The 23906-nt window shown below is 70.5% G+C and carries 24 protein-coding genes; 8 read left to right on the top strand and 16 right to left on the bottom strand.

Annotated elements, in window-relative coordinates:
* The first annotated feature begins 10 nt into the window (after positions 1 to 10).
* Positions 11 to 694 (top strand): alpha-ketoglutarate-dependent dioxygenase AlkB family protein, encoded by a 684-nt coding sequence (locus ACK8N7_RS14235; RefSeq protein ID WP_403216493.1) that lies wholly within the window; start codon positions 11 to 13, stop codon positions 692 to 694.
* Between the two features lie 13 nt (positions 695 to 707).
* Here ACK8N7_RS14235 and ACK8N7_RS14240 read toward each other — a convergent pair whose 3' ends face one another.
* The 15 genes from ACK8N7_RS14240 to ACK8N7_RS14310 all read right to left on the bottom strand — a co-directional run bounded on the left by ACK8N7_RS14240 (position 708) and on the right by ACK8N7_RS14310 (position 13787).
* Positions 708 to 980: a GlsB/YeaQ/YmgE family stress response membrane protein gene (locus ACK8N7_RS14240; RefSeq protein ID WP_403216491.1), complete on the bottom strand. Its 273-nt coding sequence runs from the start codon at positions 978 to 980 to the stop codon at positions 708 to 710.
* Positions 981 to 1134: 154 nt separating this feature from the next.
* Positions 1135 to 1677 carry a nucleotidyltransferase domain-containing protein gene (locus tag ACK8N7_RS14245; RefSeq protein ID WP_500442590.1) on the bottom strand — a complete coding sequence of 181 codons (543 nt, stop codon included), beginning with the start codon at positions 1675 to 1677 and terminating at the stop codon, positions 1135 to 1137.
* A gap of 52 nt (positions 1678 to 1729) precedes the next feature.
* Entirely contained in the window at positions 1730 to 2122 is a 393-nt protein-coding gene (locus ACK8N7_RS14250; RefSeq protein ID WP_403216487.1) for a YccF domain-containing protein, read from the bottom strand.
* Entirely contained in the window at positions 2119 to 2982 is an 864-nt protein-coding gene (gene htpX / locus ACK8N7_RS14255) for a zinc metalloprotease HtpX (RefSeq protein ID WP_403216485.1), read from the bottom strand. Before htpX ends, ACK8N7_RS14250 begins: the two co-directional genes overlap by 4 nt.
* Before the next feature lie 219 nt (positions 2983 to 3201).
* Positions 3202 to 3657, bottom strand: a complete 456-nt coding sequence (gene mscL, locus ACK8N7_RS14260; RefSeq protein ID WP_403216617.1) for a large conductance mechanosensitive channel protein MscL — start codon at positions 3655 to 3657, stop codon at positions 3202 to 3204.
* Positions 3658 to 3761: 104 nt separating this feature from the next.
* The gene (locus ACK8N7_RS14265) at positions 3762 to 5327 is read right to left on the bottom strand and encodes an NADH-quinone oxidoreductase subunit N (protein ID WP_500442593.1); all 1566 of its coding nucleotides are present in this window, start codon (positions 5325 to 5327) and stop codon (positions 3762 to 3764) included.
* Positions 5324 to 6964 carry a complex I subunit 4 family protein gene (locus ACK8N7_RS14270; RefSeq protein WP_500442594.1) on the bottom strand — a complete coding sequence of 547 codons (1641 nt, stop codon included), beginning with the start codon at positions 6962 to 6964 and terminating at the stop codon, positions 5324 to 5326. The genes ACK8N7_RS14265 and ACK8N7_RS14270 overlap by 4 nt, the downstream gene beginning before the upstream one ends.
* Complete coding sequence (locus ACK8N7_RS14275) at positions 6961 to 8961, bottom strand: NADH-quinone oxidoreductase subunit 5 family protein (RefSeq protein WP_500442596.1); 2001 nt, start codon at positions 8959 to 8961, stop codon at positions 6961 to 6963. The genes ACK8N7_RS14270 and ACK8N7_RS14275 overlap by 4 nt, the downstream gene beginning before the upstream one ends.
* On the bottom strand, positions 8958 to 9314 hold the full coding sequence (gene nuoK, locus ACK8N7_RS14280) for an NADH-quinone oxidoreductase subunit NuoK (protein ID WP_500442598.1): 357 nt from the start codon (positions 9312 to 9314) through the stop codon (positions 8958 to 8960). Before nuoK ends, ACK8N7_RS14275 begins: the two co-directional genes overlap by 4 nt.
* Positions 9314 to 9976 carry an NADH-quinone oxidoreductase subunit J family protein gene (locus tag ACK8N7_RS14285; RefSeq protein WP_500442599.1) on the bottom strand — a complete coding sequence of 221 codons (663 nt, stop codon included), beginning with the start codon at positions 9974 to 9976 and terminating at the stop codon, positions 9314 to 9316. Before ACK8N7_RS14285 ends, nuoK begins: the two co-directional genes overlap by 1 nt.
* Positions 9973 to 10530, bottom strand: coding sequence for a NuoI/complex I 23 kDa subunit family protein (locus tag ACK8N7_RS14290; RefSeq protein WP_015610667.1), 558 nt, complete (start codon positions 10528 to 10530; stop codon positions 9973 to 9975). The genes ACK8N7_RS14285 and ACK8N7_RS14290 overlap by 4 nt, the downstream gene beginning before the upstream one ends.
* Complete coding sequence (locus tag ACK8N7_RS14295; RefSeq protein ID WP_403216473.1) at positions 10530 to 11498, bottom strand: complex I subunit 1/NuoH family protein; 969 nt, start codon at positions 11496 to 11498, stop codon at positions 10530 to 10532. Before ACK8N7_RS14295 ends, ACK8N7_RS14290 begins: the two co-directional genes overlap by 1 nt.
* Entirely contained in the window at positions 11495 to 12691 is a 1197-nt protein-coding gene (locus ACK8N7_RS14300; RefSeq protein ID WP_500442600.1) for an NADH-quinone oxidoreductase subunit C, read from the bottom strand. Before ACK8N7_RS14300 ends, ACK8N7_RS14295 begins: the two co-directional genes overlap by 4 nt.
* Positions 12688 to 13380 carry an NADH-quinone oxidoreductase subunit B gene (locus ACK8N7_RS14305; protein WP_403216469.1) on the bottom strand — a complete coding sequence of 231 codons (693 nt, stop codon included), beginning with the start codon at positions 13378 to 13380 and terminating at the stop codon, positions 12688 to 12690. The genes ACK8N7_RS14300 and ACK8N7_RS14305 overlap by 4 nt, the downstream gene beginning before the upstream one ends.
* Entirely contained in the window at positions 13371 to 13787 is a 417-nt protein-coding gene (locus tag ACK8N7_RS14310; RefSeq protein ID WP_403216615.1) for an NADH-quinone oxidoreductase subunit A, read from the bottom strand. The genes ACK8N7_RS14305 and ACK8N7_RS14310 overlap by 10 nt, the downstream gene beginning before the upstream one ends.
* Positions 13788 to 14003: 216 nt before the next feature.
* Between ACK8N7_RS14310 and ACK8N7_RS14315 the strand changes: the two genes are divergently transcribed.
* The 5 genes from ACK8N7_RS14315 (at position 14004) to ACK8N7_RS14335 (ending at position 21207) form a co-directional block, all read left to right on the top strand.
* Positions 14004 to 15194 carry a sensor histidine kinase gene (locus ACK8N7_RS14315; protein WP_403216467.1) on the top strand — a complete coding sequence of 397 codons (1191 nt, stop codon included), beginning with the start codon at positions 14004 to 14006 and terminating at the stop codon, positions 15192 to 15194.
* Between the two features lie 182 nt (positions 15195 to 15376).
* On the top strand, positions 15377 to 16756 hold the full coding sequence (locus ACK8N7_RS14320) for a sensor histidine kinase (protein ID WP_500442602.1): 1380 nt from the start codon (positions 15377 to 15379) through the stop codon (positions 16754 to 16756).
* Between the two features lie 421 nt (positions 16757 to 17177).
* Positions 17178 to 17837 carry a LuxR C-terminal-related transcriptional regulator gene (locus tag ACK8N7_RS14325; RefSeq protein WP_403216613.1) on the top strand — a complete coding sequence of 220 codons (660 nt, stop codon included), beginning with the start codon at positions 17178 to 17180 and terminating at the stop codon, positions 17835 to 17837.
* 339 nt (positions 17838 to 18176) lie between these two features.
* The gene (locus ACK8N7_RS14330; RefSeq protein WP_403216463.1) at positions 18177 to 20141 is read left to right on the top strand and encodes a 2-oxoacid:acceptor oxidoreductase subunit alpha; all 1965 of its coding nucleotides are present in this window, start codon (positions 18177 to 18179) and stop codon (positions 20139 to 20141) included.
* Positions 20134 to 21207 (top strand): 2-oxoacid:ferredoxin oxidoreductase subunit beta, encoded by a 1074-nt coding sequence (locus ACK8N7_RS14335; RefSeq protein WP_403216461.1) that lies wholly within the window; start codon positions 20134 to 20136, stop codon positions 21205 to 21207. Before ACK8N7_RS14330 ends, ACK8N7_RS14335 begins: the two co-directional genes overlap by 8 nt.
* Positions 21208 to 21282: 75 nt before the next feature.
* Here the strand turns inward: ACK8N7_RS14335 and ACK8N7_RS14340 are convergent, their stop codons facing one another.
* A complete protein-coding gene (locus ACK8N7_RS14340) occupies positions 21283 to 21726 on the bottom strand; it encodes a winged helix-turn-helix transcriptional regulator (protein ID WP_500442604.1) in 444 nt (147 codons plus the stop codon).
* Between the two features lie 95 nt (positions 21727 to 21821).
* Between ACK8N7_RS14340 and ACK8N7_RS14345 the strand changes: the two genes are divergently transcribed.
* Positions 21822 to 22685 carry an SDR family oxidoreductase gene (locus ACK8N7_RS14345; protein ID WP_500442606.1) on the top strand — a complete coding sequence of 288 codons (864 nt, stop codon included), beginning with the start codon at positions 21822 to 21824 and terminating at the stop codon, positions 22683 to 22685.
* 127 nt (positions 22686 to 22812) lie between these two features.
* Positions 22813 to 23844, top strand: coding sequence for an EamA family transporter RarD (gene rarD, locus ACK8N7_RS14350; RefSeq protein ID WP_500442608.1), 1032 nt, complete (start codon positions 22813 to 22815; stop codon positions 23842 to 23844).
* Positions 23845 to 23906 lie beyond the last annotated feature (62 nt).

Below are 23906 nucleotides of genomic sequence, written 5' to 3' on the forward strand. Positions count from 1 at the left end.
GGTGTGACGGATGGCCTCGCGTGGGGTTCCGGCTGCTTCGGGTGGGCTGTTTCCGCGGCCCCGGCAGGTGGTCGCGCCAGGTGCCGTGCACGTCCCCGAGTGGCTCTCGGTGGAGCGGCGGCGGGAGTTGGTGACGGCGTGCCGGGAGTGGGCGCGGGGGCCGGTTCCGTTGCGGCACACAGTGCTGCCGGGCGGCGGTGTGATGTCCGTGCGGACGGTGTGCCTGGGGTGGCACTGGCAGCCGTACCGGTACACGCGTACCGCCGACGATGTGAACGGCGCCCCGGTGGCCGCCTTGCCGCAGTGGCTGGTCGCGCTGGGGCGTGCGGCGGTGGCGGAGGCGTACGAGGACGAGGGCGCGGCGGAGGCGTTCACTCCGGACACCGCGCTCATCAACTTCTATGACGACGCGGCGCGGATGGGGATGCACCAGGACAAGGAGGAGCGGTCGGGCGCTCCTGTGGTGTCTTTGAGCATCGGGGCGACGTGTGTGTTCCGCTTCGGGAACCCGGAAGGTCGCGGGCAGCCTTATAAGGACGTGGAGTTGGTGTCCGGGGATCTCTTCGTCTTCGGCGGCCCGTCGCGCTTCGCGTTCCACGGGGTGCCGAAGGTGTACGCGGGATCGGCCGACCCGGCCGCGGGTATGCGGGCGGGCCGGCTGAATGTGACGTTGCGGGAGACCGGGCTGAGTTGAGCCCCGGGAGCGGTCAGCGGCGTTCGCGGGAGTTACCGAAGAGCAGCCGGTAGAGGATCAGCAGGACCAGGGAGCCAGCGATGGCGGCGATCCAGGTCGCGGTGTCGTAGAAGTCGGTGCTGATGGGACGGTCGAGGAACTGACTGGAGAGCCAGCCTCCGACGAAGGCACCGGCGACGCCGATGATGGTGGTCCCGATGATGCCGCCCGGGTCGCGGCCCGGGAGCAGGATCTTGGCTATGACTCCGGCGAGCAGCCCAAGAATGATCCAACCGACAATGCTCATGTCGCTGCTCCTACCCTTTGCTCGGTCTTGGAACACAAGACGCAACGAGCGTGCGTTCGGTTGCGTGGGCTGCCGTCGGTGGACGAGGACGGAAAGGGCCGACGGGCAGGTCGGGGGGCAGGGCACGCACATGTCGCGGTGTGCCGCCAGGCTGCTACCGGTTCGGCCCACCACCGTCGCGTAGGGCCGTCTCCAGTACGCGGATGTCGTCGGCGTCCTTGGCCCGGCGCGGGCGGCCGGGGATCCAGACCGGCGTCATCCGCTTGATCTCGATCTGGGCGGCCGGGCTGATGACCGGACAGGTCGTCGGACCGATACGGCCGAGCGGGCCTTCGAGCATGCCGTCCGGCCACCGTTCGCCGGCCCAGGGGCCGCCCGCGACCACCGCATGGCCGCAGTCGTCCTCGCTCAGCAGGGCGAAGCTGCTCTCCTCGCCCTGTTTCCCGAAGTCGCGCTGCTGGTCGGCGGGTGGACCGGGGAGCGCCGCCCAACCCGACCGCAGCAGCTCATCGGTGAGCGGTTCGGCGTCCCGCATCCGGGCGAACCAGTCGATGTCCGTGTGGTCGCGGGTGGGTGAGCCGAGGAAGAAGTCCATGGCCCAGCCGCCGCGTAGCCAGAGGTCCACGCCGAGCGCGTCGGCGATCCGGGTCGTCTCGGCGATCACCCGGAGCTGTCGGTCCGTGCGTTGCCTGTCCACGGCGGGGAAGCGTACGCGGTCACTCCTGGCTCGTCAGCCGCGTTTCCCGGTCCTAGCGGGCGGTGAAGGGCTGGTCCGTGCGGACGATCTCCTTGCCGAAGGGCATGAGCGAGACGGGGATCAGCTTGAAGTTGGCGATGCCCAGGGGGATGCCGATGATCGTGATGCAGAGGGCGATGCCGGTGGTGATGTGGCCGAGGGCGAGCCACCATCCGGCGAGGATCAGCCAGAGGACGTTGCCGACGCAGGAGGGCGATCCGGCGTCCCTGCGGTCGACGACGGTGTAGCCGAAGGGCCAGAGCGCGTACACCCCGATCCTGAAGGCGGCCAGGCCGAAGGGGATACCGATGATGGTGATGCAGAGCAGGACACCTGCGAGGAGATAGCCGAGGAACATCCAGAAGCCGCACAGGACGAGCCAGATGATGTTCAGGATGGTTTTCATGGGCGGCGACCTGCCATCTGTTCCAGTCGGGCGATGCGCTCCGCCATCGGCGGATGGGTGGAGAACATCTTGGACATCCCCTGTCCCGGGCGGAAGGGATTCGCGATCATCATGTGGCTCGCGGTCTCGATCCGGGGCTCCGGGGGGAGCGGGAGCTGTTTCGTTCCTGCGTCGAGTTTGCGCAGGGCGCTGGCGAGGGCGAGCGGGTCCCCGGTGAGCTGCGCTCCGGAGGCGTCGGCCTCGTACTCGCGGGAGCGGCTGACGGCGAGCTGGATGACGGAGGCGGCGAGCGGGCCCAGAATCATGATCAGGAGCATGCCCAGGATGCCGGGGCCTTCGTCGTCGTTGGAGCGGCCGATGGGGATGAGCCAGGCGAAGTTGACCAGGAACATGACGACGGAGGCGAGGGCTCCGGCGACCGAGGAGATCAGGATGTCCCGGTTGTAGACGTGGCTGAGCTCATGGCCCAGGACCCCTCGCAGCTCCCGTTCGTCGAGGATCTTGAGGATGCCCTCGGTGCAGCAGACGGCCGCGTTGCGCGGATTGCGGCCGGTGGCGAAGGCGTTGGGCGCCTGGGTCGGCGAGATGTAGAGGCGGGGCATCGGCTGGCGGGCGGCGGTGGAGAGCTCGCGGACGATCCGGTAGAGCTGTGGCGCCTCGAATTCGCTGACGGGGCGGGCCCGCATGGCCCGCAGGGCCAGTTTGTCGCTGTTCCAGTAGGCGTAGGCGTTGGTGCCGACGGCCACGACGAGGGCGATGACGAGGCCTGTACGTCCGAAGAAGCTGCCGATGATGATGATGAGTGCGGACAGGCCCCCGAGGAGTACGGCGGTTTTCAGCCCGTTGTGCCGGCGGTGCACGGTACGCCCTCCAAATGGTGCAGCAGGGGAACCCTTTGCATGGTGGTGCTCCACTCCCCCAGTGGAGCCTCCCGTACTGGTCAACGCCAGGCGAGGGGAGCTAGTTCCCTTGTGCGTGTGCCCGGAGGGCGGGGCCGCTCCGGTGTGATCCGGCCGGATCGGGCCCCTGGCCCGTACGGCGCGGCACTGGGCCGTACGGGTGGCGTGGGCGTGCGTGCGTCAGCGCTGGACGGGGAGCTTGGCGAGGGAGAGCGCCTCGGGGTCGGGCTCGACCTCGCTGGTGCAGTGGCCGCAGCGGGAGGCGACGGCGGGAATCGCGCTGAAGCAGCGCGGGCAGTCGCGGAGGGCGGCCTTGATGTCGACTTCCTCCTCCTTGACGAAGCGGTTCTGCACCTTGGCCATGGGCACCACGACGCAGAAGTAGAGGACCGCGGCGGTGATGAGGAAGGCGATCGCGGCGCTGACGAAGAGGCCGTAGGGGAACTTCACTCCGTCGACCTCGTAGAAGGCCTTGCTGAAGTCTCCGGTGCCGCGGGTGGCGACGCCGATCAGCGGGGTGATGAAGGCGTTGCTGAAGCCGGTGACCACGGCGGTGAAGGCTGCTCCGACGGCGAGACCGATCGCCATCGAGATGACGTTTCCGCGCAGGATGAAGTCCTTGAACCCGTTCAGCACTGCTCTCTCCTCCATGGATTTCGTACGTCTTCGTCGTGTACGGGGACGTATGCAGCCATGACCTTGCCCTGTGGCGGCGACCACGGGCAAACCGATCTTTCGCGTCAGAAGAGGTTGACGGCGGCGAACCTCAGGACGAGCTGCGGGGCGCCGGAGAGGAGGATTCCGGCGAGGGCGGTGAGGGCGATTGCCGTGGTGAGCGGGGCGGGAGACCGGAATCGACGCGCCGATTCGGAGGCTGGTGTTCCGCTTGCCGTCTCCGGGTTTTCCGGGCTCCTGAAGAGGATCGCGGTCCACTGAAGGTAGTAGTAGAGGGCGATCACGACGTTGACGGCCATCACGACGGCGAGCCAGCCGAGACCCGCGTCGACGGCCGCCGAGAAGACGGTGACCTTCGCGAAGAGCCCGATGATGCCGGGCGGCAGTCCGGCCAGGCAGAGCAGGAAGAAGCCGAGCGTGAGGGCGGCGAGGGGCCGGGTGGCGTACAGCCCCTGGTAGTCGGCGATGCGGTTGCCGGGCTTCGTACGGGCCACCAGGGCCGCGACGGCGAAGGCGCCGAGGTTCACGACGGCGTACATGAGGGCGTACGCGACGGTGGAGCCGATCTGTTCGTCGCCGGCGTACGCGGCGGCGGCGACCGGGACGAGCAGATAGCCGGCCTGGGCCACCGAGGACCAGGCGAGGAGCCGCACGGCGCTTCGGGCGCGGCCGGTGTTCTGGCGGAGGGCCGCGACGTTGCCGACGGTCATGGTGAGGGCGGCCAGGACGGCGACGGCCGGCCCCCAGACGTCGGCATAAGAAGGGAACGCGACGACCGTGACGAGGATGAGGCCCGAGAATCCGACGGTCTTGCCGACCACGGAGAGGTAGGCGGCGATCGGGAGAGGTGCGCCCACGTAGGTGTCGGGGACCCAGAAGTGGAAGGGGGCCGCGGCGGTCTTGAAGGCGAAGCCGACGAGGGTGAGGACGACGCCGGTGGCGGCGAGGGTGTCGAGCACCGGAGGCACGTCGTCCAGGTGGGCGGCGATCTCGGTGAGGTGCAGGGTCCCCGTGGTCGCGTACACGAAGCTGACGCCGAGAAGCATGACGGCGGTGGCGACGACGGAGGAGAGGAAGAACTTGAGCGCGGCCTCGGAGGAGCGCCGGTCGCCGCGCTTGATGCCCACGAGGGCGAAGGCGGGCAGCGAGGCCACTTCCAGGGCGACGACGAGGGTGGCGAGGTCGCGGGCGGCGGGCAGGAGGGCAGCGCCCGCCGCGGAGGCGAGGAGCAGGAACCAGTACTCGCCCGCCGGGAGCTTGCGCGTGTCGTCGAGGGAGAGCAGTGCGGTGAGGAAGGCGCCGCCGAGGACGAGGGCCTGGATGACCAGGGCGAAGTGGTCGGCGGTGTAGCTGCATGCCTGGGCGCCGGTGGTGACGCAGAAGGTGGAGCGGTCTCCGGCGCGCAGCGGGATGAGGAGGGCGAGGGCCGCGGCGAGTGCGGTGAGGGTTCCGTAGCCGAGGAGCTTCTTCCGGTGCTCGGGGAGGAAGAGGTCGGCGACGAGGACGAGTAGGGCGGCCAGCGCGGTGAGGGTGGGGGGCGCTACGGCGAGCCAGTCGATGGTCTGGACGACGCTGGGGGCCGTGTCGGCCGCCGTGGTGGGGGCGCCCGGGGTGCTGAGGTCCGCGGTCACGACTTGCCTCCTGCGAGGAGCTTCTGCACGGCAGGGTCGGTGAGGCCGAGGAGGACCGCGGGCCAGAGTCCGGCGAGGACGGTGAGGGCGGCGAGCGGGGTCCAGGCGGCGGCTTCGTAGCTCTGGATGTCGGTGAGCTGCGGGGTGGTGGCCGTCGGGGACGCGTCGGCCGGCCGCTCGGGGCGGGCGCCGGGCGAGAGCTGGGAGTGGGGCGTGTGCTCGCCCATGCAGACGCGGCGGACCACGATGAGCATGTACGCGGCGGTGAGCAGGGTGCCGAACGCGCCGATGGCCATGAAGGTGCGGAACGCCGGGCGGCTGAGGCCTTCGGCGGGGCTGTAGGCGCCGAACAGGGTGAGCATCTCGCCCCAGAATCCGGCGAGTCCGGGCAGGCCGAGCGAGGCGACGGCGGCGAAGGCGAGCAGGGCGCCGAGGCGGGGGGCCCGGCCGTAGAGGGCCGCTCCGGTGGCGCCGGCGAGGGTGTCCAGGTCGGCGGTGCCGTAACGGTCCTTGATGGCGCCGACCAGGAAGAACAGCAGGCCGGTGATGAGTCCGTGGGCGATGTTGGCGAAGAGCGCGCCGTTGACTCCGGTGGGGGTCATGGTGGCGATGCCGAGGAGCACGAAGCCCATGTGGCCGACGGAGGAGTACGCGATGAGCCGCTTGAGGTCGCCCTTGGCGCCGTTACGGGCGAGAGCCAGGCAGGCGAGCGACCCGTAGACGATGCCGACGACGGCGAACGCGGCGAGGTAGGGCGCGAAGGTTCGCATGCCGTCCGGGGCGACGGGGAGCAGGATCCGGACGAATCCGTACGTTCCCATCTTCAGCAGGACTCCCGCCAGGAGCACGGAGCCGACGGTCGGGGCGGCGGTGTGGGCATCGGGGAGCCAGCTGTGCAGGGGCCACATCGGGGTCTTCACGGCGAGGCCGATGCCGATCGCGAGAACGGCGGTGACCTGCACGGATGTGGTGAGGCCGCGGCCGTTGTCAGTGGCGAGTGCCACCATGTCGAAGGTGCCGCTCGTCAGCCCGATGAGGAGCAGGCCCAGCAGCATGACGACCGAGCCGAGCAGCGTGTAGAGGATGAACTTCCAGGCGGCGGCGCGCCGTTGGTCACCGCCCCAGCGGGCGATGAGGAAGTACATCGGGATGAGGACCATCTCGAAGGCCAGGAAGAAGAGCAGCAGGTCGAGGACGGCGAAGGTGGCGAGAGTGCCGGATTCCAGGACGAGGACGAGGGCGACGAACGCCTTCGGTGAGGGGCCCGCGGGCAGCTTGAAGTAGCTGTACAGCGCGCAGAGGAAGGTCAGCAGCGCGGTCAGCAGGAGGAGGGGGAGCGAGATGCCGTCGATGCCGAGGTGGATGCGGACGTCGAGTGCCGGGATCCAGCTGATGTCGGTGATCGCCTGCATCGTGGCGGGGTGGTCGTGGTCGAAGCCGGCGGTCAGGACGATCGCGGCGATGAGGACGGCGCCGGTCACGGTCACGCCGTGGCGGAGCACGGCCTGGTCGGGGTTCTTCCCCTTGAGCCCGGGCGGGGCGGGGAGCAGGGCCGCGACGGCGCCGAGGAGCGGGACGACGACGACGAACGCGAGAAGGAACTGCATCACGGACGGGCTGATATCGATCACGGTCACGACCCCGCGTTGACGTTGGCGAAGACGACGGCGGCGATCGCCAGGACGAGGGAACCGGCGAGCAGGGCGCTGAGGTAGGTCTGCACGTTTCCGGTCTGGGCGCGGCGGACGGCGGTGCCGAGGAGGCGGGTGACGGCGCCCGATCCGTTGACGTAGGTGTCGACGACCGTGCGGTCCAGGAAGCGCACGAGGCGGGCGGCCCCTTGGACGGGCCGGACGAACAGCGCCGTGTACAGGGCGTCGAGGTGGAAGCCGGTGACCGCGTGGCGGTGGAGCGGCCCCAGCAGAAGGCGTCCGGGGTCGGCGGGGTCGGGGGCGTCCGCGATGGTGCCGTAGGCGGCGGTGTGGGACGTCATGGCCTCGGCTTCGACGAGGGCGGGTTCGGCGCCGGGGTGGGCGGCGACGGCACCGATGGGGGTGCGGGCGGCGAGCGCCGTGGTGTGGCGCCAGGCCCCGTAGGTGACGAGCCCGCCGACGAGACCGACGCCGGTGGAGAGGACGGCCGTGGTGAGGGACGGGGTGAGGGCGTGCCCGTCGAACCAGTCGCCGATCGCGCCGACGGTGAGCCCGAAGGCGATGGTGGGGACGGCCAGGATCCACAGGACGGAGGTCATGGCGAGGGGCTGCCTGCCGTGGTCGGGGAGTTCGGCGCCGCGGCCGCGGAAGGCGAGGAGCCAGAGGCGGGTGGCGTAGGCGGCGGTGAGGACGGCGGCGAGCAGCCCGGCGATCAGGATCGTCCAGCCCGCGGCGGCGGGGGCGACGGTCCGGTCCCCCAGCGCGGTGTGCTCGGCGGCGACGAGGACGGCTTCCTTGGAGAAGAAGCCGGCGAACGGCGGGATGGCGGCGAGCGCGAGGAGGGCGACGGTCATCGTCCAGTAGGCGTCGGGGATCCGGCGCGCGAGGCCGCCCATGCGGGACATGGCGGCGAGTGAGTTGGTCCCGGCTGCGTGGATGACGACGCCGGCCGCGAGGAAGAGGACGGCTTTGAACGCACCGTGCGAGATCAGGTGGAAGACGGCGGCGCCGCGGTCGGCGACGGCCAGGGCGCCGGACATGTAGCCGAGCTGGCCGATGGTCGAGTAGGCGAGGACGCGCTTGATGTCGTCCTGGGCGAGGGCGGCGAGTCCGGAGCCGATCATCGTGACGGCCGCCATCACGGCGAGGACGATGAGGGCCGCGCCGGAGGCGGCGAAGACGGGCAGCATCCGGGCCACGAAGTAGATCCCGGCGGCGACCATCGTCGCGGCGTGAATGAGCGCGGAGACGGGGGTGGGGCCGGCCATCGCGTCGGGCAGCCAGGTGTGCAGGGGGAACTGCGCGGACTTCCCGGCGACGCCCGCGAGGAGCAGCAGGGCGATGAGGGTGGGGTGGTCAAGGCCGCCGTTGGTGACGGCCGCCAGGATCTTGGTGATCCGGAAGCTGCCGGTGTCGGCGGCCAGGGCGAACAGGCCGATGAGGAAAGGGACATCGCCGAGCTTGGTGACGAGGAAGGCCTTGAGGGAGGCCGCGCGGGCCTCAGGGGTCTCCCAGTAGTGGCCGACGAGGAAGTACGAGCAGATGCCCATGATCTCCCAGCCGACCAGGAGCACCATGAGGTCGCCGGAGTAGACGACGAGCAGCATCGCGGAGGTGAAGAGGGAGACCAGGGCCGCGTAGGAGGGGTAGCGGGCGTCGCCGCGGAGGTAGGCCGTGGAGTAGAGCTGTACGCAGGTGGCGACGAGCCCGACGAGGACGGCGACCAGGACCGCGAAGCCGTCCAGGTGCAGGGCCAGGTCGATGGGGACGGACCCGGTGGGGGTGAGCTGGGTCGCGGCGTCGATGGCGCGGCCGCCGCCCTGGCGGACGGCGACGATCACGGCGAGGACGGCTGCGGTGAGCGTCGGCAGGATGGCCAGGGGGCGGACGAAGCCGGGGGCGGTGCGGCCGAGCGCGAGTCCGGCGACGGCACCGAGGAACGGGAGGAGCGGGACGAGGGCGGCGAGGGTCGTCGTGGTCACGAGGTGGCCTCTGCGTTCGTGGTGCTCCGTGCTGTTTCGGCGTCGTCGGTCTCGGCGGTGTCGCGGAGCCGGTCGATGTCGGAGGAGCCGTGGTTGCGGTAGACGGCGAGGACGATCGCGAGGCCGATGCCGATCTCGGCGGCGGCGATGGCGATGGTGAAGAGGGTGAGTGCCTGGCCGGAGTGGAGCGTGTCGCGGAGCCAGACGTCGAAGGCGACGAGGTTGAGGTTGACGGCGTTGAGCATCAGCTCGACGGACATCAGGACCAGGATCGCGTTGCGGCGGGCGAGGACGCCGTAGAGGCCGGTGCAGAAGAGGAGGGCGGCGAGTACGGCGGGATAGGCCAGGTGCATCAGCTCTGCTCCTCCTTGCCGCGTCGGACGGCCGGGTCCAGGGCGGGCCGGACCGCGGTGTCCGGCCGAGCTGCGGTGTCCCGTCGAACTGCGGTGTCCGTGTCGTGCTTGCGGGACAGGACGATGGCGCCGACGAGGGCGGCGAGCAGCAGGACGGAGAGCGCCTCGAAGGGGAGGACCCAGTTCCGGAACAGGAAGGCTCCGGTGACGGCGGTGGAGCCCTGGGCCGGTCCTTCGAGGTCGATCCAGGTGGTGCGGAAGGCGTCCATCACGACCCAGACCAGCGCGGCCGCCGAGGCGAGGGCCACCCCGAGGGCGATCCACCGGTTACCGGAGTCGGCGTCCGGGGAGCGGCCGATGGGGGCCCGGGTGAGCATCAGGCCGAAGAGGAGGAGGACGACGATGGAACCGACGTAGATCAGTACCTGCACCCAGGCGATGAACTCCGCGGTGAGCAGAAGGTATTCGACGGCCAGCCCACCGAGTGCCACGACGAGCCAGAGGGCGGCGTGCACCAGCTGCCGGGTCGTGACGGTGATGACGGCGGCGCCGAGGGTGGCGAGGCCGACGAGGACGAACGCGATCTCGACGCCGGTCGGGGAGAGGAAACCGGGGTGGTCGGCGACGGCTGCGGCCAAGGGCGATGCGATGGCGTGCGTCACGGGGTTCCTCCCTCCTCACTCTGCTGAGCTTGCTGGGCGGCGAGTTTGTCGGCCGTCTTGCGGGCGGCGGCGATCTCCTTCGGTTCCTCCGCTCCCGGGTCGAGCGCTGGCGGCTCCGGCACGGTCCACATCCACTCGCGGAGCTTGTCCCGCTCGTGGGTGAGCTCGTGGATGTCCGTCTCCGCGTACTCGAACTCGGGCGACCAGAAGAGGGCGTCGAAGGGGCAGACCTCGATGCAGATACCGCAGTACATGCAGAGGGAGAAGTCGATGGCGAAACGGTCGAGGACGTTGCGGCTGCGTTCGCGTCCGCCGGGGGCGGCGGGCGGCACCGTCTCCTTGTGGGAGTCGATGTAGATGCACCAGTCGGGGCACTCACGGGCGCAGAGCATGCAGACCGTGCAGTTCTCCTCGAACAGCCCGATGACACCGCGGGAGCGGGGCGGGAGTTCGGGCTGGGTGTCGGGGTACTGCGCGGTGACGGTCTTCTTCGTCATCGTGCGCAGGGTGACGGCCAGGCCTTTGGCCAGGCCGGATCCGGGGATCGGGGGCATCAGTTGATCGCCACCTTCACGATGCCGGTGAGCGCGATCTGCGCGAGGGCGAGGGGGACGAGGGTGGTCCAGGCGAGCTTCTGCAACTGGTCCTCACGCAGACGCGGGTAGCTGACGCGCAGCCAGATGACGACGAACGCGAGGAGGGCGGTCTTGAGGAGGGTCCAGAGCCAGCCGAGTCCGTCGGCGCCGAACGGGCCGTGCCAGCCACCGAGGAAGAGGACGGTGGTCAGGGCGCAGAGGATGACGATGCCCGCGTACTCGGCGAGGAGGAACAGGGCGAAGCGCAGCCCCGTGTACTCGGTGTACGCGCCGAAGATGATCTCGGAGTCGGCGACCGGCATGTCGAAGGGCGGGCGCTGGAGTTCGGCGAGACCGGCGACGAAGAAGACCAGGGCTCCGACGATCTGCCAGGGCAGCCACCACCATTCGAAGGCGTCGAGGATGCCCGTGAGCGAGACCGTGCCGGCCGCCATGGCCACAGAGGCGGCGGCGAGGAGCATGGGGAGTTCGTAGGAGAGGAGCTGGGCGGCGGTGCGGAGGCCGCCGAGGAGGGAGAACTTGTTGGCGGAGGCCCAGCCCGCCATGAGCGAGCCGAGGACGCCGATGCCCATCACGGCCAGTACGAAGAAGATGCCCGCGTCGATGACCTGGCCCACGGCGCCGTCGCCGGGGCCGACGGGGATGGCCACCAGGACGAGGAGGTACGGGAGGAGGGCGACGGCGGGGGCGAGCTGGAAGACGCGGCGGTCGGCGGCGGCCGGGACGACGTCCTCCTTCTGCGCGAACTTCACGCCGTCCGCGACGAGCTGGGCCCAGCCGTGGAAGCCACCTGCGTACATGGGGCCGAGGCGGCCCTGCATGTGGGCCATCACCTTGTGCTCGGTCTGGCCCACGAGCAGGGGGGCGACCAGGAACACGACGAAGACGATGGCCAGGCGGAGGGCGACGTCGAGAACGTCGTTCACTCGGTATCGCCTCCGGCGGGGTGGGGGTGGTCGGGGTCCGGCTCGGGCCGAGGCTCGCGCTTGGGCTCGGTGGGATCTGTCTTGTCCGTCGCCGCGTCGGGGTCGGGGGTGGGGCCGCTGCGCGGGGCTTCTCCCCTACCCGCCCCTTCCCGAACCGGGGGCTCTGCCCCCGGACCCCCGCTCCTCGAACGCCGGAGGGGCTGGGAGGAGGGGTCGTCGAACGCCGGTTGGGCGTCGTGCCAGGGGGCGTCCGTGGCGCGGGTGCGCCGGCTCGCCGAGCCGTCCGACGCGGAGCGGGAGCGGCGCGGGCGCGCGGCGGCCGGAGGTGCCTCGGGCGGTACGTCACCGGCCGACGCGTCCCCCGGAGGCGCGGTCGCGGGCGACGGCATCACGGCGTCGGGTGATGCCGCGTCCGGCGAGGCGGGCTCGGGAGCGCCAGGTACGGAAGCCTCAGGAGCAGCGGCCCCGGGCGGTCCCGTCTGTGGGCGTTGCGCTGCTGAGCCCTCGCTCGCCGAGCGGGTGCGGCGGGGCGGGCGGTCGGCGGTTGCCGCCGCCGGGCGGGCGGCGCGGCCCGGGCGGGCCACGGCTGCGGGGAGCTGGCCCTTGAGGGGACCCCATTCGTTCGGGTCCGGGACGCCGGGGGGAAGCATCGTGCGGCGCTTGGGGCCGCCGTGTTCGGACTCCCCGGGTTCCTTCGCCCCGGGCCAGGCCTTGGCGACCCGGGCGGCCAGGACGAAGTCCTTGCGGAGCGGGTGGCCCTCGAAGCCTTCCGGCAGCAGGAGCGGGGTGAGGTCGGGGTGGCCCTCGAAGGCGACGCCGAACATCTCGTGCGTCTCGCGCTCGTGCCAGGCCGCGCCCGCGTAGACGTCGATCGCGCTGGGCAGGACGGCCGCGTCGTGCGGGACGGTGGTGCGCAGCATGAGCCGACGGACCGTGCCGCCGCCGAGAGCCGCGACGTGGGCGCAGACTCGGAAGCCGGTGCCCGGCTCGTCCACGGCGCTGAGCCAGTCGAAATAGCTGCAGCCGAGTTCGTCGCGGGCGGCCCGCAGCGCGGTGATCCACTCCGTGGCGGGGACGTCGACGGTGAGCAGGTCGTAGGCCGACTCCGCCGTCGCCTCCTCGCCGAAGACCTCGGTGACGGCGTCCGGCAGCCGGTCGTACGTGTGGCGGGCCCGGTGTTGACGTTCGCTCACCGCTGCTCCTCCCCCGGTGCTGTGCCGGGTGTCGTCGGCGGTGCCGTCGGTGCGGTGACCAGGCCGCTGCGCAGCGCCGCCGTGGACGGGGCTCCGCCGGCGGGGCCGGTCGCGTACCGATCGGCCAGGGACTCGCGCGCGATCTTCTCCTGGAGCTTGAGAATGCCCTGGAGCAGCGCCTCGGGCCGGGGCGGGCAGCCGGGTACGTACACATCGACGGGGATGATCTGGTCGACGCCCTTGGTGACGGAGTACGAGTCCCAGTAGGGGCCGCCGCAGTTGGAGCAGGCGCCGAAGGAGATGACGTACTTCGGTTCGGGCATCTGCTCGTAGAGGCGCTTCACCGCCGGGGCCATCTTGTCCGTCACCGTGCCGGAGACGATCATCAGGTCCGCCTGGCGGGGGCCCGGGGCGAAGGGGATCACGCCGAGCCGGATGAAGTCGTGGCGCGCCATGGAGGCGGCGATGAACTCGATTGCGCAGCAGGCGAGTCCGAAGTTGAAGACCCAGAGGCTGTAGCGGCGGCCCCAGTTGAGGATCACCTTCATCGGCTCGGGTGCGAGCCGGGAGAGGATGCCGAGGCGCTGGGGGTCCGGGAGGAGCACCGGTTCAGCTGCGCCCACCGTCTGCGGATCGGCCGAGTGCTCGGGCTGCTGTCCTGCGGGGGTCGGCCGGCTCGTCAGGCCCATGCGAGGACGCCCTTCTTCCATGCGTAGAGCAGTCCGACGGCGAGGAAGCCGAGGAAGATGAACATTTCCACCAGCGTGGTCGCGCCGTATCCAGGTGCCGCGAAGACCGTGGCCCACGGGAACAGGAAGATGGAGTCGACGGCGAAGATGACGTAGAGGAAGGCGTAGACGTAATAACGGACCTGGGTGTGGGCCCAGCCCTCACCGACCGGGTCGACGCCGCACTCGTACGTCAGAAGCTTCTCCGGTGTCGGGACCACCGGCCGCAGGAGGCGTCCCGCCCCGAACGCGACGGCGACGAACAGGACGCCGACCAGCGCGAGCAGGCCGACCACCGAGTAGCTCTGGAAGTACTCCGATGCGAGGGTGGTCTGTTGGTGGACCGGCACGTACGTCACGTGCGGCACTTCCGGCACGTACGCCACGTCCCTCACGTCCACCCCTCGTTCCTCGTCATCCGGTTGTCGCCCCGTACGTATCCGAGGCCCCTCTGTACGCACGGGAGTCTAGGCCCTGATAAACGCACAGTAAGCAGCCGCGTCGCACACAGGTGGGGTTATCCCTACTTCACGCCACCCACGAGCCCCATGGCGTGCGGGGACACGGCCCGGCAGGCTGGTGCCATGACCATGAGCCCTTCCGTACCGGACCCCGACCGGCCGCCGCCCGCCCGCCTCGCCCTCGACCGGTGGACCTGGCGGGAGATCGCACACCTGCTCGTCAATCTGCCGATGGCGATCGCCGGGTTCGTCTACGCGCTTCTTGTGATCGCCGTCGGTGTCGGCCTCTCCGTCACGGTGATCGGCCTGCCGGTGCTCGTCGCCGGGCTGCGGGGCGCACGGGTGCTGGGCCGGGTGGAGCGGGGCCGGGCGCGGTCGCTGCTCGGGGTGCGGATCGAGGAGCCGAGTCCGTTGCCGCGCGGCCGCCAGGAGGGAGGGGTCTTCCCCTGGCTCTGGTCGGGGCTGAAGGATCCGGTGGGCTGGCGTTCTCTGCTGTACGCGTTCATACGGCTGCCGTGGGGGGTGCTGACCTTCGCGGTGACGCTGGTGAGCCTGATCGTCCTGTGGCCGGTGCTCCCGTTCATCGCCCGTGGGCTGACGGCGGCCGACCGGGCGATGGTGCGGGGGCTGTTGCCGCCATCGGACGAGCTGGAGCGGCGGATCGCGGAGCTGGAGTCGGACCGGGGCGTGGTCGTGGACACCGCCGCCGCCGACCTGCGCCGCATCGAGCGCGATCTCCACGACGGGGCGCAGGCCCGACTCGTCGCCCTCGCCATGGGGTTGGGGCTGGCGAAGGAGAAGCTGACGGACGATCCGGAAGCGGCCGCGCGGATGGTGGACGAGGCGCACGGCGAGATCAAGGTCGCCCTCCAGGAGTTGCGCGACCTCGCCCGGGGTATCCATCCCGCTGTCCTCACCGACCGCGGCCTCGACGCGGCTCTCTCCGCCATCGCCTCCCGCTGCACCGTGCCCGTCAGCGTGTCGGTGGATCTGCCGGGGCGTCCGGCGGAGGCGATCGAGGGGATTGCGTACTTCACCGTTTCGGAGCTCCTCCAGAACGTCAGCAAGCACAGCGGTGCCCGGTCGGCCTCCGTCGAGGTGTGGCGTGCGGCGGACCGGTTGCTGATCCAGGTCACGGACGACGGGTCGGGCGGGGCCCGGATGGACGGCGGTTCGGGGATGGCGGGGCTGGCCGAGCGGCTGGGTGCGGTGGACGGGCTGTTCGTCCTGGACTCTCCGGTGGGCGGGCCGACCGCCGTCACCGCCGAGCTGCCCTGGCGCGACCGCGCTCCGGCCGGCAGCCGGGCGTCATGAGCTTCCCGGGCGTACGGGGGTGGGGAAAACCCCCGTACGGATACGGAGACCGGCCGCATGGTGCCGGAGAGGGCGGCCCAGCACCCTTGAAGGAGCACGGTCCGCGGCGGACGAGCACGGGCGCGGAGCAGGGACGCGGAACACTTCGCAGATCGACAGAAGAGACGGAACGGACGGCACTCATGGCCACGGCATACGGAGCGGACGCCCGGGACCACAAGGGATCGGGCGCGCGGGGTCACACGGGCCAGGGCCTCGGGCCCCGGGAGCAGGCCCCGGTGAAGCACTTCCTCCCGGCGGTGCTGCGCGCGCCCCTGGAGGCGCGCAGTTGGCGCGAGCTCCTCCATGTCCTGCTGAGCCTGCCGCTGAGCACGGTGATGTTCGTCTTCGCGATCACCATGACATCGGTCAGCGCCGGCCTGCTCATCACCTTCATCGGGGTTCCGCTGCTGGCGGTCGGTCTGGCGGTCTGCCGGGGGTTCGGCGTGATGGAGCGGGCCCGGGCACGGGGGCTGCTGAAGCTGGACGTGGCGGAGCCCGTGCGGGTGCGGGGGAAGAGCGGCAGCCCGATGGCGTGGATAGGAGCTGTCCTCAAGAGCGGGGTCTCCTGGCGTCACCTTCTTTACGCGCTGCTGCACTTTCCCTGGGCCGTGTTCACGTTCTGCGTGTCGGTGACGTTCTGGACGTACGGGCTGATGGCGCTGACGTACCCGCTGTGGCAGTGGGTCTTCCCGGTGTTCGTGGGGGCCGACGGCATCCAGCTGTACGGGGACCGCACCCACGCGTACTACCTGGACTCCCCCGCCGAGCTGGCGGCGACCAGCGCGGTGGGCCTGGTGCTGGTGCTGGTGTCGCCGTGGATCGTGCGGGGGCTGGTCTCGGTGGACCGGCTGATGGTGTCCGGTCTGCTGGGCCCGTCCGCGCTGTCCGCCCGGGTGACCGAGCTGGAGTCGGACCGGGGCGTGGTCGTGGACACCGCAGCCGCCGACCTGCGCCGTATAGAAAGGGACCTCCACGACGGGGCGCAGGCCCGGCTCGTCGCCCTCGCCATGGACCTCGGTCTGGCGAAGGAGAAGCTGACGGACGACCCCGAGGCGGCCGCGCGGATGGTGGACGAGGCCCACGGCGAGGTGAAGGTCGCCCTTCAGGAGCTCCGTGACCTCGCCCGGGGCATCCATCCCGCCGTCCTCACCGACCGCGGCCTGGACGCCGCCCTCTCCGCCATCGCCTCCCGCTGCACCGTCCCCGTCACGGTCGAGGTGGACCTGGACGCGCGGCCCGCGCAGGCCATCGAGGGCATCGCCTACTTCACCGTGTCGGAGCTGCTGCAGAACGTCAGCAAGCACGCCCGGGCGACCCGTGCGTCGGTCGACGTGTGGCGGACGTCCGACCGGCTGATGCTCCAGGTCACGGACAACGGGCGGGGCGGGGCCGCCGTCTCGTCCGGCAGCGGTCTGGCCGGGCTGACGGAGCGGCTGGACGCGGTGGACGGGGTCCTGGTGGTGACGTCACCGGCCGGCGGCCCGACGACGGTCACCGCCGAGCTCCCCTGGCGCGGCTGACCGCCGCCGCCCGGCACCACCGGGCACTCCGGCGTTCCCCGCCTCTCGCGCCCCGCCCCCGCCCCCGCCCTCGCCCTCGCCCTCGCCGGACGCTCGCCTCTCGCCTCTCGCCTCTCGCCTCTCGCCTCTCGCCACACCCTCGCCCCTCGCCCCGCCCAGGAGCTCTCGCGGTCCCGTGGCCACGGCTCAGTACCGCCCCCGCGCAGCCCCGCCACCGGTCCCGTGCCGGTGACGGGGTTTCGGGCTGAGTGGCCGGATCGGGCACGTTATCCACAGGGCCCCCATCCGCGCCCCGGGCCTGGGATGCTGGGGGTGTCGGGCGCGGTGCGCAGTGGTCGGGATTGGTGCGCACCGCGAGCACAGCAATTCAGATACTCGGAACAGCGGGGGACGCAGCGTCGTGGAGCACGTGGAGAACAGAGTGCGGGTAGTCATCGCCGAGGATTCGGTCCTGCTGCGAGAAGGGCTCACCCGTCTGCTCACAGACCTCGGGCATGACGTGGTCGCGGGGGTGGGTGACGCCGAGGCCCTGCTGAAGACGGTGGCGGACCTCGGTGCTGAGCAGGCGTTGCCCGATGTGGTGGTGGCCGATGTGCGAATGCCGCCGACCCATACCGACGAGGGCGTACGGGCGGCGGTGCGGCTGCGGAAGGAGTACCCGGGGATAGGGGTGCTGGTCCTCTCGCAGTACGTGGAGGAGCAGTACGCCACCGAGCTGCTGGCGGGCAGCAGCCGGGGCGTGGGGTACCTGCTCAAGGACCGGGTCGCCGATGTCCGCGAGTTCGTCGATGCGGTTGTGCGGGTGGCGCAGGGAGGTACGGCGCTGGACCCGGAGGTGGTGGCGCAGTTGCTGGGCCGCAGCCGCAAGCAGGACGTGGTGGCGGGGCTGACACCGCGCGAGCGGGAGGTCCTGGGTCTGATGGCCGAGGGCCGGACGAACTCGGCGATCGCCCGGCAGCTCGTGGTGAGCGACGGGGCGGTCGAGAAGCACGTCAGCAACATCTTCCAGAAGCTGGGGCTCTCGCCCAGCGACGGGGACCACCGGCGCGTCCTCGCCGTACTCACCTACCTCAACTCCTAGCGATCTGACAACCTGTCAGATAGGTTCCCCGGCCATCCATGGGCGCCCGGCGAGCACCCGGCGTGCACTCGATGGATCACCGCCGGGGGTGTCCGGCGAGCTTCCGCCGGGCAGTCCTGGGCGGAAGGACCTAGCACCAAAGACCTACGAGCAGAGCACGTCCATCCGACGATCGGGGGGCTTGAGAAAGATGACAAAACGGGCTAAAAGGGTGTCTCAAAACAGCGTCCACCATATGATCGGCCCCTGGAGGGCGAACCGCACGGACGTAGGGTTGCCTCTGGGACCGCCGGCTGGCCGGACGGTTCCGAACCGCCGCCCCAAGGGAGGTCCAGTTCAGTGACGAGCCAGGTGAGTAGCGCGGCAGAGATGGCCGATGAGGCCAATGACGCCGTCCTCGGGGGTCAGCGTGCCCCCCTGTCAGGAACCACGGGAACCGACGGCGGCAACGGGAAAGAGGTCCGCCGCCTGGACCGGGTGATCATCCGTTTCGCGGGTGACTCGGGCGACGGGATGCAGCTCACGGGTGACCGGTTCACCTCGGAGACGGCATCGTTCGGGAACGATCTTTCGACCCTGCCGAACTTCCCTGCCGAGATCCGGGCCCCCGCAGGCACCCTGCCAGGGGTTTCTTCCTTCCAGCTCCACTTTGCCGATCATGACATTCTCACCCCCGGCGACGCACCCAACGTCCTGGTCGCGATGAACCCCGCCGCCCTGAAGGCGAACATCGACGACGTGCCGCGCGGCGCCGAGATCATTGTGAACACCGATGAGTTCACCAAGCGTCCGATGGCGAAGGTGGGATATGCGACCAATCCGCTGGAGGACGGGTCGCTGGAGGCGTACAACGTCCACCCGGTGCCGCTGACGACGCTGACGATCGAGGCGCTGAAGGAGTTCGGGCTCTCCCGCAAGGAGGCCGAGCGGTCCAAGAACATGTTCGCGCTCGGGCTGCTGTCCTGGATGTACCACCGGCCGACCGAGGGGACGGAGAAGTTCCTGCGGCAGAAGTTCGCGAAGAAGCCGCAGATCGCCGAGGCGAACGTGGCCGCCTTCCGGGCCGGGTGGAATTTCGGCGAGACGACCGAGGACTTCGCCGTCAGTTACGAGGTCGCCCCGGCCTCGCAGGCCTTCCCCACCGGCACCTACCGCAACATCTCCGGGAACCTCGCCCTCTCCTACGGTCTGATCGCCGCCGGCCGGCTGGCGGACCTGCCGCTCTACCTGGGCTCCTACCCGATCACCCCGGCCTCCGACATCCTGCACGAGCTGTCCCGCCACAAGAACTTCGGCGTGCGCACGTTCCAGGCCGAGGACGAGATCGCCGGAATCGGGGCGGCGCTGGGTGCGGCGTTCGGCGGGGCGCTGGGCGTGACCACGACGTCGGGTCCGGGGGTGGCGCTGAAGTCGGAGACGATCGGGCTCGCGGTCTCCCTGGAGCTGCCGCTGCTGATCATCGACATCCAGCGCGGCGGGCCCTCCACCGGCCTGCCGACCAAGACCGAGCAGGCCGACCTGCTCCAGGCGATGTACGGCAGGAACGGGGAGGCCCCGGTCCCGATCGTGGCCCCGCAGACCCCGGCCGACTGCTTCGACGCCGCGATCGACGCGGCCCGCATCGCCCTGACGTACCGCACCCCGGTGTTCCTGCTCTCCGACGGCTACCTCGCCAACGGCTCCGAGCCGTGGCGCATCCCGGAGACCGACAGCTTGCCCGACCTCACCACCCCCTTCGCCACCGGCCCGAACCACACCCTGGCCGACGGCACCGAGGTCTTCTGGCCCTACAAGCGCGACCCGCAGACCCTGGCCCGTCCCTGGGCCGTCCCCGGCACACCCGGCCTCGAACACCGCATCGGCGGCATCGAGAAGCAGGACGGCACCGGGAACATCTCCTACGACCCCGCCAACCACGACCTGATGGTCCGCACCCGCCAGGCGAAGATCGACAACATCGAGGTCCCCGACCTCGTCGTCGACGACCCCGCCGGGGCCCGCACGCTGGTGCTCGGCTGGGGTTCGACGTACGGGCCGATCACCGCCGCCGTACGCCGGCTCCGCGCCGCCGGGCAGCCCATCGCCCAGGCCCACCTCAGACACCTCAACCCCTTCCCGAGAAACCTCGGCGAGGTGCTGAAGAGTTACGACAAGGTCGTCGTCCCGGAGATGAACCTGGGCCAGCTCGCGATGCTGCTGCGGGCGAAGTATCTGGTGGACGCCCACAGCTTCAACCAGGTCAACGGAATGCCCTTCAAGGCCGAGCAGCTCGCCACAGCCCTCAAGGAGGCCATCGATGCCTGACACCGAGGAACTGCAGCACAACGAACTGCTGCAGCTGGTGCCCAAGGCCGAGGCGAAACAGTCCATGAAGGACTTCAAATCCGACCAGGAAGTGCGCTGGTGCCCCGGCTGCGGCGACTACGCCGTCCTCGCCGCAGTGCAGGGCTTCATGCCGGAGCTGGGTCTGGCGAAGGAGAACATCGCCTTCGTCTCCGGCATCGGCTGCTCCTCCCGCTTCCCGTACTACATGAACACGTACGGGATGCACTCCATCCACGGCCGCGCCCCCTCCATCGCCACCGGGCTCGCCACCTCCCGCCGTGACCTGTCGGTCTGGGTGGTCACGGGTGACGGCGACGCGCTCTCCATCGGCGGCAACCACCTCATCCACGCCCTGCGCCGCAACGTCAACCTGAAGATCCTGCTCTTCAACAACCGGATCTACGGGCTGACAAAGGGCCAGTACAGCCCCACCTCCGAGATCGGCAAGATCACCAAGTCGACGCCGATGGGTTCGCTCGACGCACCCTTCAACCCGGTGTCGCTGGCGATCGGCGCGGAGGCGTCGTTCGTGGCGCGGACGGTCGACTCCGACCGCAAGCACCTCACCAGCGTGCTGCGCGCGGCGGCCGAGCACCCGGGCACGGCACTGGTGGAGATCTACCAGAACTGCAACATCTTCAACGACGGCGCCTTCGAGGTCCTCAAGGACAAGGAGCAGGCCGCCGAGGCCGTCATCCGTCTCGAACACGGGCAGCCGATCCTCTTCGGCGCCGAGGGCACCAAGGGCGTCGTCCGCAACCAGGCCACCGGTGACCTGGAGGTTGTGGCCGTCACCGACGAGAACCGCTCGCAGGTCCTCGTCCACGACGCCCACGCCGACTCCCCCACCACAGCGTTCGCGCTGTCCCGGCTGGCCGACGCCGACACCCTGCACCACACCCCCATCGGGGTGCTGCGCAGCGTCGAGCGGCCCGTCTACGACACCCTGATGTCCGACCAGGTGGACGCAGCCGTGGAGCGCGACGGCAAGGGGGACCTCGGCGCGCTCCTCGCCGGGACCGACACCTGGACCGTCGTCGGCTGACAGGCCACGGAGTCACGGAGTCACGGAGTCACGGCAGCACCCCGGGGCCCGGGCCCGATCCCTCCACCAGGAGGATCAGGCCCGGGCCTCGTCGTACGCCTCGCGCGCCGACTGCACCGCGTCCACCTGGCGCTCGGTCCAGCGGGCGAGCGCCCACACCTGTTCGGCGGCCTCGGCGCCGAGCGGCGTCAACGAGTAGTCCACCCGCGGCGGGATCACCGGCTTGGCGTCCCGGTGGACGAAGCCGTCGCGCTCCAGTGTCTGGAGGGTCTGGGCCAGCATCTTCTCGCTGACCCCGCCGATCGTGCGGCGCAGTTCGCTGAAGCGGTAGGAGCGCTCCAGCAGGGCCGCCAGGACGAGGACACCCCAGCGGCTCGTCACATGCTCCAGCACCAGTCGTGACGGGCACATCGGCTGATTGACGTCCTGGACGGGCTTCGGCAGACCTTCCAGGCCGACCGGACCCACCACCGGACCCACGACCGGACCCGGTCCCGCACTCTTAGCACTAACTCCCATGCCAGTACCTTACTTCAAAGTGGGTACTTTCTTCTAGTTAGCGTTCGGCCTACGCTCGATGCGAAAGCACCCCATCGAAAACAGGAGCCCCCCCCATGAGCATCGTCGTCACCGGAGCCACCGGAGAACTCGGCCGCCTCGTCATCGACGAACTGCTGGCCACGGTCCCGGCCGGCGAGATCGCCGCGGTCGTCCGCAACATGGAGAAGGCCACCGCGCTCGCGGCACGGGGCGTCGAGCTCCGTATCGCCGACTACGACCGCCCCGAGACCCTCGCCGGGGCGTTCCGGGCCGGGGACCGGGTACTGCTGATCTCCGGCAGCGAGGTGGGCAAGCGGGTCGCGCAGCACACCGCGCTCATCGACGCGGCCAAGGCGGCGGGCGTGGCGCAGCTCGCGTACACGGGCGTTCTCGGCGGACCGGACGCGGACTTCCGGCTGGCCGACGAGCACAAGGTCACCGAGCAGCTGATCCTCGACTCCGGGCTGCCGTACACCTTCCTGCGCAACGGCTGGTACACGGAGAACTACACCGCCAACCTCGCCCCCGTCCTGGAGCACGGCGCGGTCGTCGCCAACGCGGGTGAGGGCAGGGTCGCCTCCGCGTCCCGGGCCGACTACGCGGCCGCGGCAGCCGTCGCGGTGACCGGCGAGGGCCACCTCGGCAAGGTCTACGAGCTGAGCGGCGACACCGCCTGGTCGTTCGCCGAGTACGCGGCCCTGCTGTCCGAGGTGACCGGCAAGGAGATCGCGTACAAGGACGTCCCGGCCGCCGTGCACCAGGAGATCCTGGTCGGCGCGGGTCTGCCCGAGGGATTCGCCGCGATCCTCACCGACGTGGACGAGGCCCTCAAGCGCGGGCTGCTCGCGGGGACGAGCGGTGACCTGGCCCGGCTGACCGGCCGCCCGACCACGCCGCTGGCCACGACGGTGCGCGCCACCCTCGAAGCGGCCGCCTGACCCCTGCCACGGTCCCTGCCACCCCTGTCATGAGTGTTTCCATGAGACGGCTATGACACGAGACCCTTCCGGCGTTACCGTCGTCCCGTCGGCAGACGCGCCGGCGCAGGTAGTCCGGGAGGGGCCCGTGAAGGGGAAGAACGAACAGCGGGCCGGCCTGCTGTACGGAGTAGGCGCGTACGGGATGTGGGGCATCGTCCCCCTCTTCTGGCCGCTGCTGAAGCCGTCCGGGGCGATCGAGATCCTCGCCCACCGGATGGTCTGGTCACTGGCCGTCGTCGGGGTCGCCCTGCTCGTGGTCCGGCGCTGGGCCTGGATCGGCGAGCTGGTCCGCGATCCGCGCAAGCTGGGCCTCATAGCGGTCGCGGCGGCGACCATCACCGTCAACTGGGGCCTCTACATCTGGTCCGTCAACAACGGCCAGGTCGTCGAGGCGTCGCTCGGCTACTTCATCAACCCGCTGGTCACCATCGCCATGGGCGTCCTCCTGCTGGGCGAGCGGCTGCGGCCGGTCCAGTGGGTCGCTGTCGCCACCGGCCTGGCCGCCGTACTCGTCCTGGCGATCGGGTACGGGCGGCCGCCGTGGATCTCGCTGATCCTGGCGTTCTCCTTCGCCACGTACGGGCTGGTGAAGAAGAAGGTCAACATGGGCGGCCTGGAGTCGCTGGCCGCCGAGACCGCCGTCCTGTTCCTGCCCGCGCTCGGCTTCCTGCTCTGGCTGGCGGCCACCGGCGCTTCGACGTTCACCGCCGGGGGCGGGGGCCACGGCGTGCTGCTCGCCGCGACGGGCATCGTCACGGCGGTGCCGCTGATCTGCTTCGGCGCGGCGGCGATCCGGGTACCGCTCTCCACGCTGGGGCTGCTCCAGTACCTGGCACCCGTCTTCCAGTTCGCGCTCGGCATCGTCTACTTCCACGAGGAGATGCCGCCCGAGCGGTGGGCCGGGTTCGCGCTTGTCTGGCTGGCCCTCTCCCTCCTGACCTGGGACGCACTGCGCAATGCGCGGCGCAACCGGACCCTGGCGGCGAAGCTGCTGGCGACAGCGGCGGCCGGAGCGGCGACGACCACCGCCAGCGCCGCCACCGCCGTGTCTTCCGCGCCCGCCGAGGCCGACGCCGACGCCGACGGGACCGAGATCAGTTCCGGCGCGACCCCGTAGCGCGGCCGGCGTTTCCTCCGGGACGACCTGCATGGTGGACGCCGTGCGGTAAGGCTGATTGA

It is taken from the genome of Streptomyces griseobrunneus (assembly GCF_046713465.1).
In the GTDB taxonomy this organism is placed as follows: Bacteria; Actinomycetota; Actinomycetes; order Streptomycetales; family Streptomycetaceae; genus Streptomyces; species Streptomyces microflavus.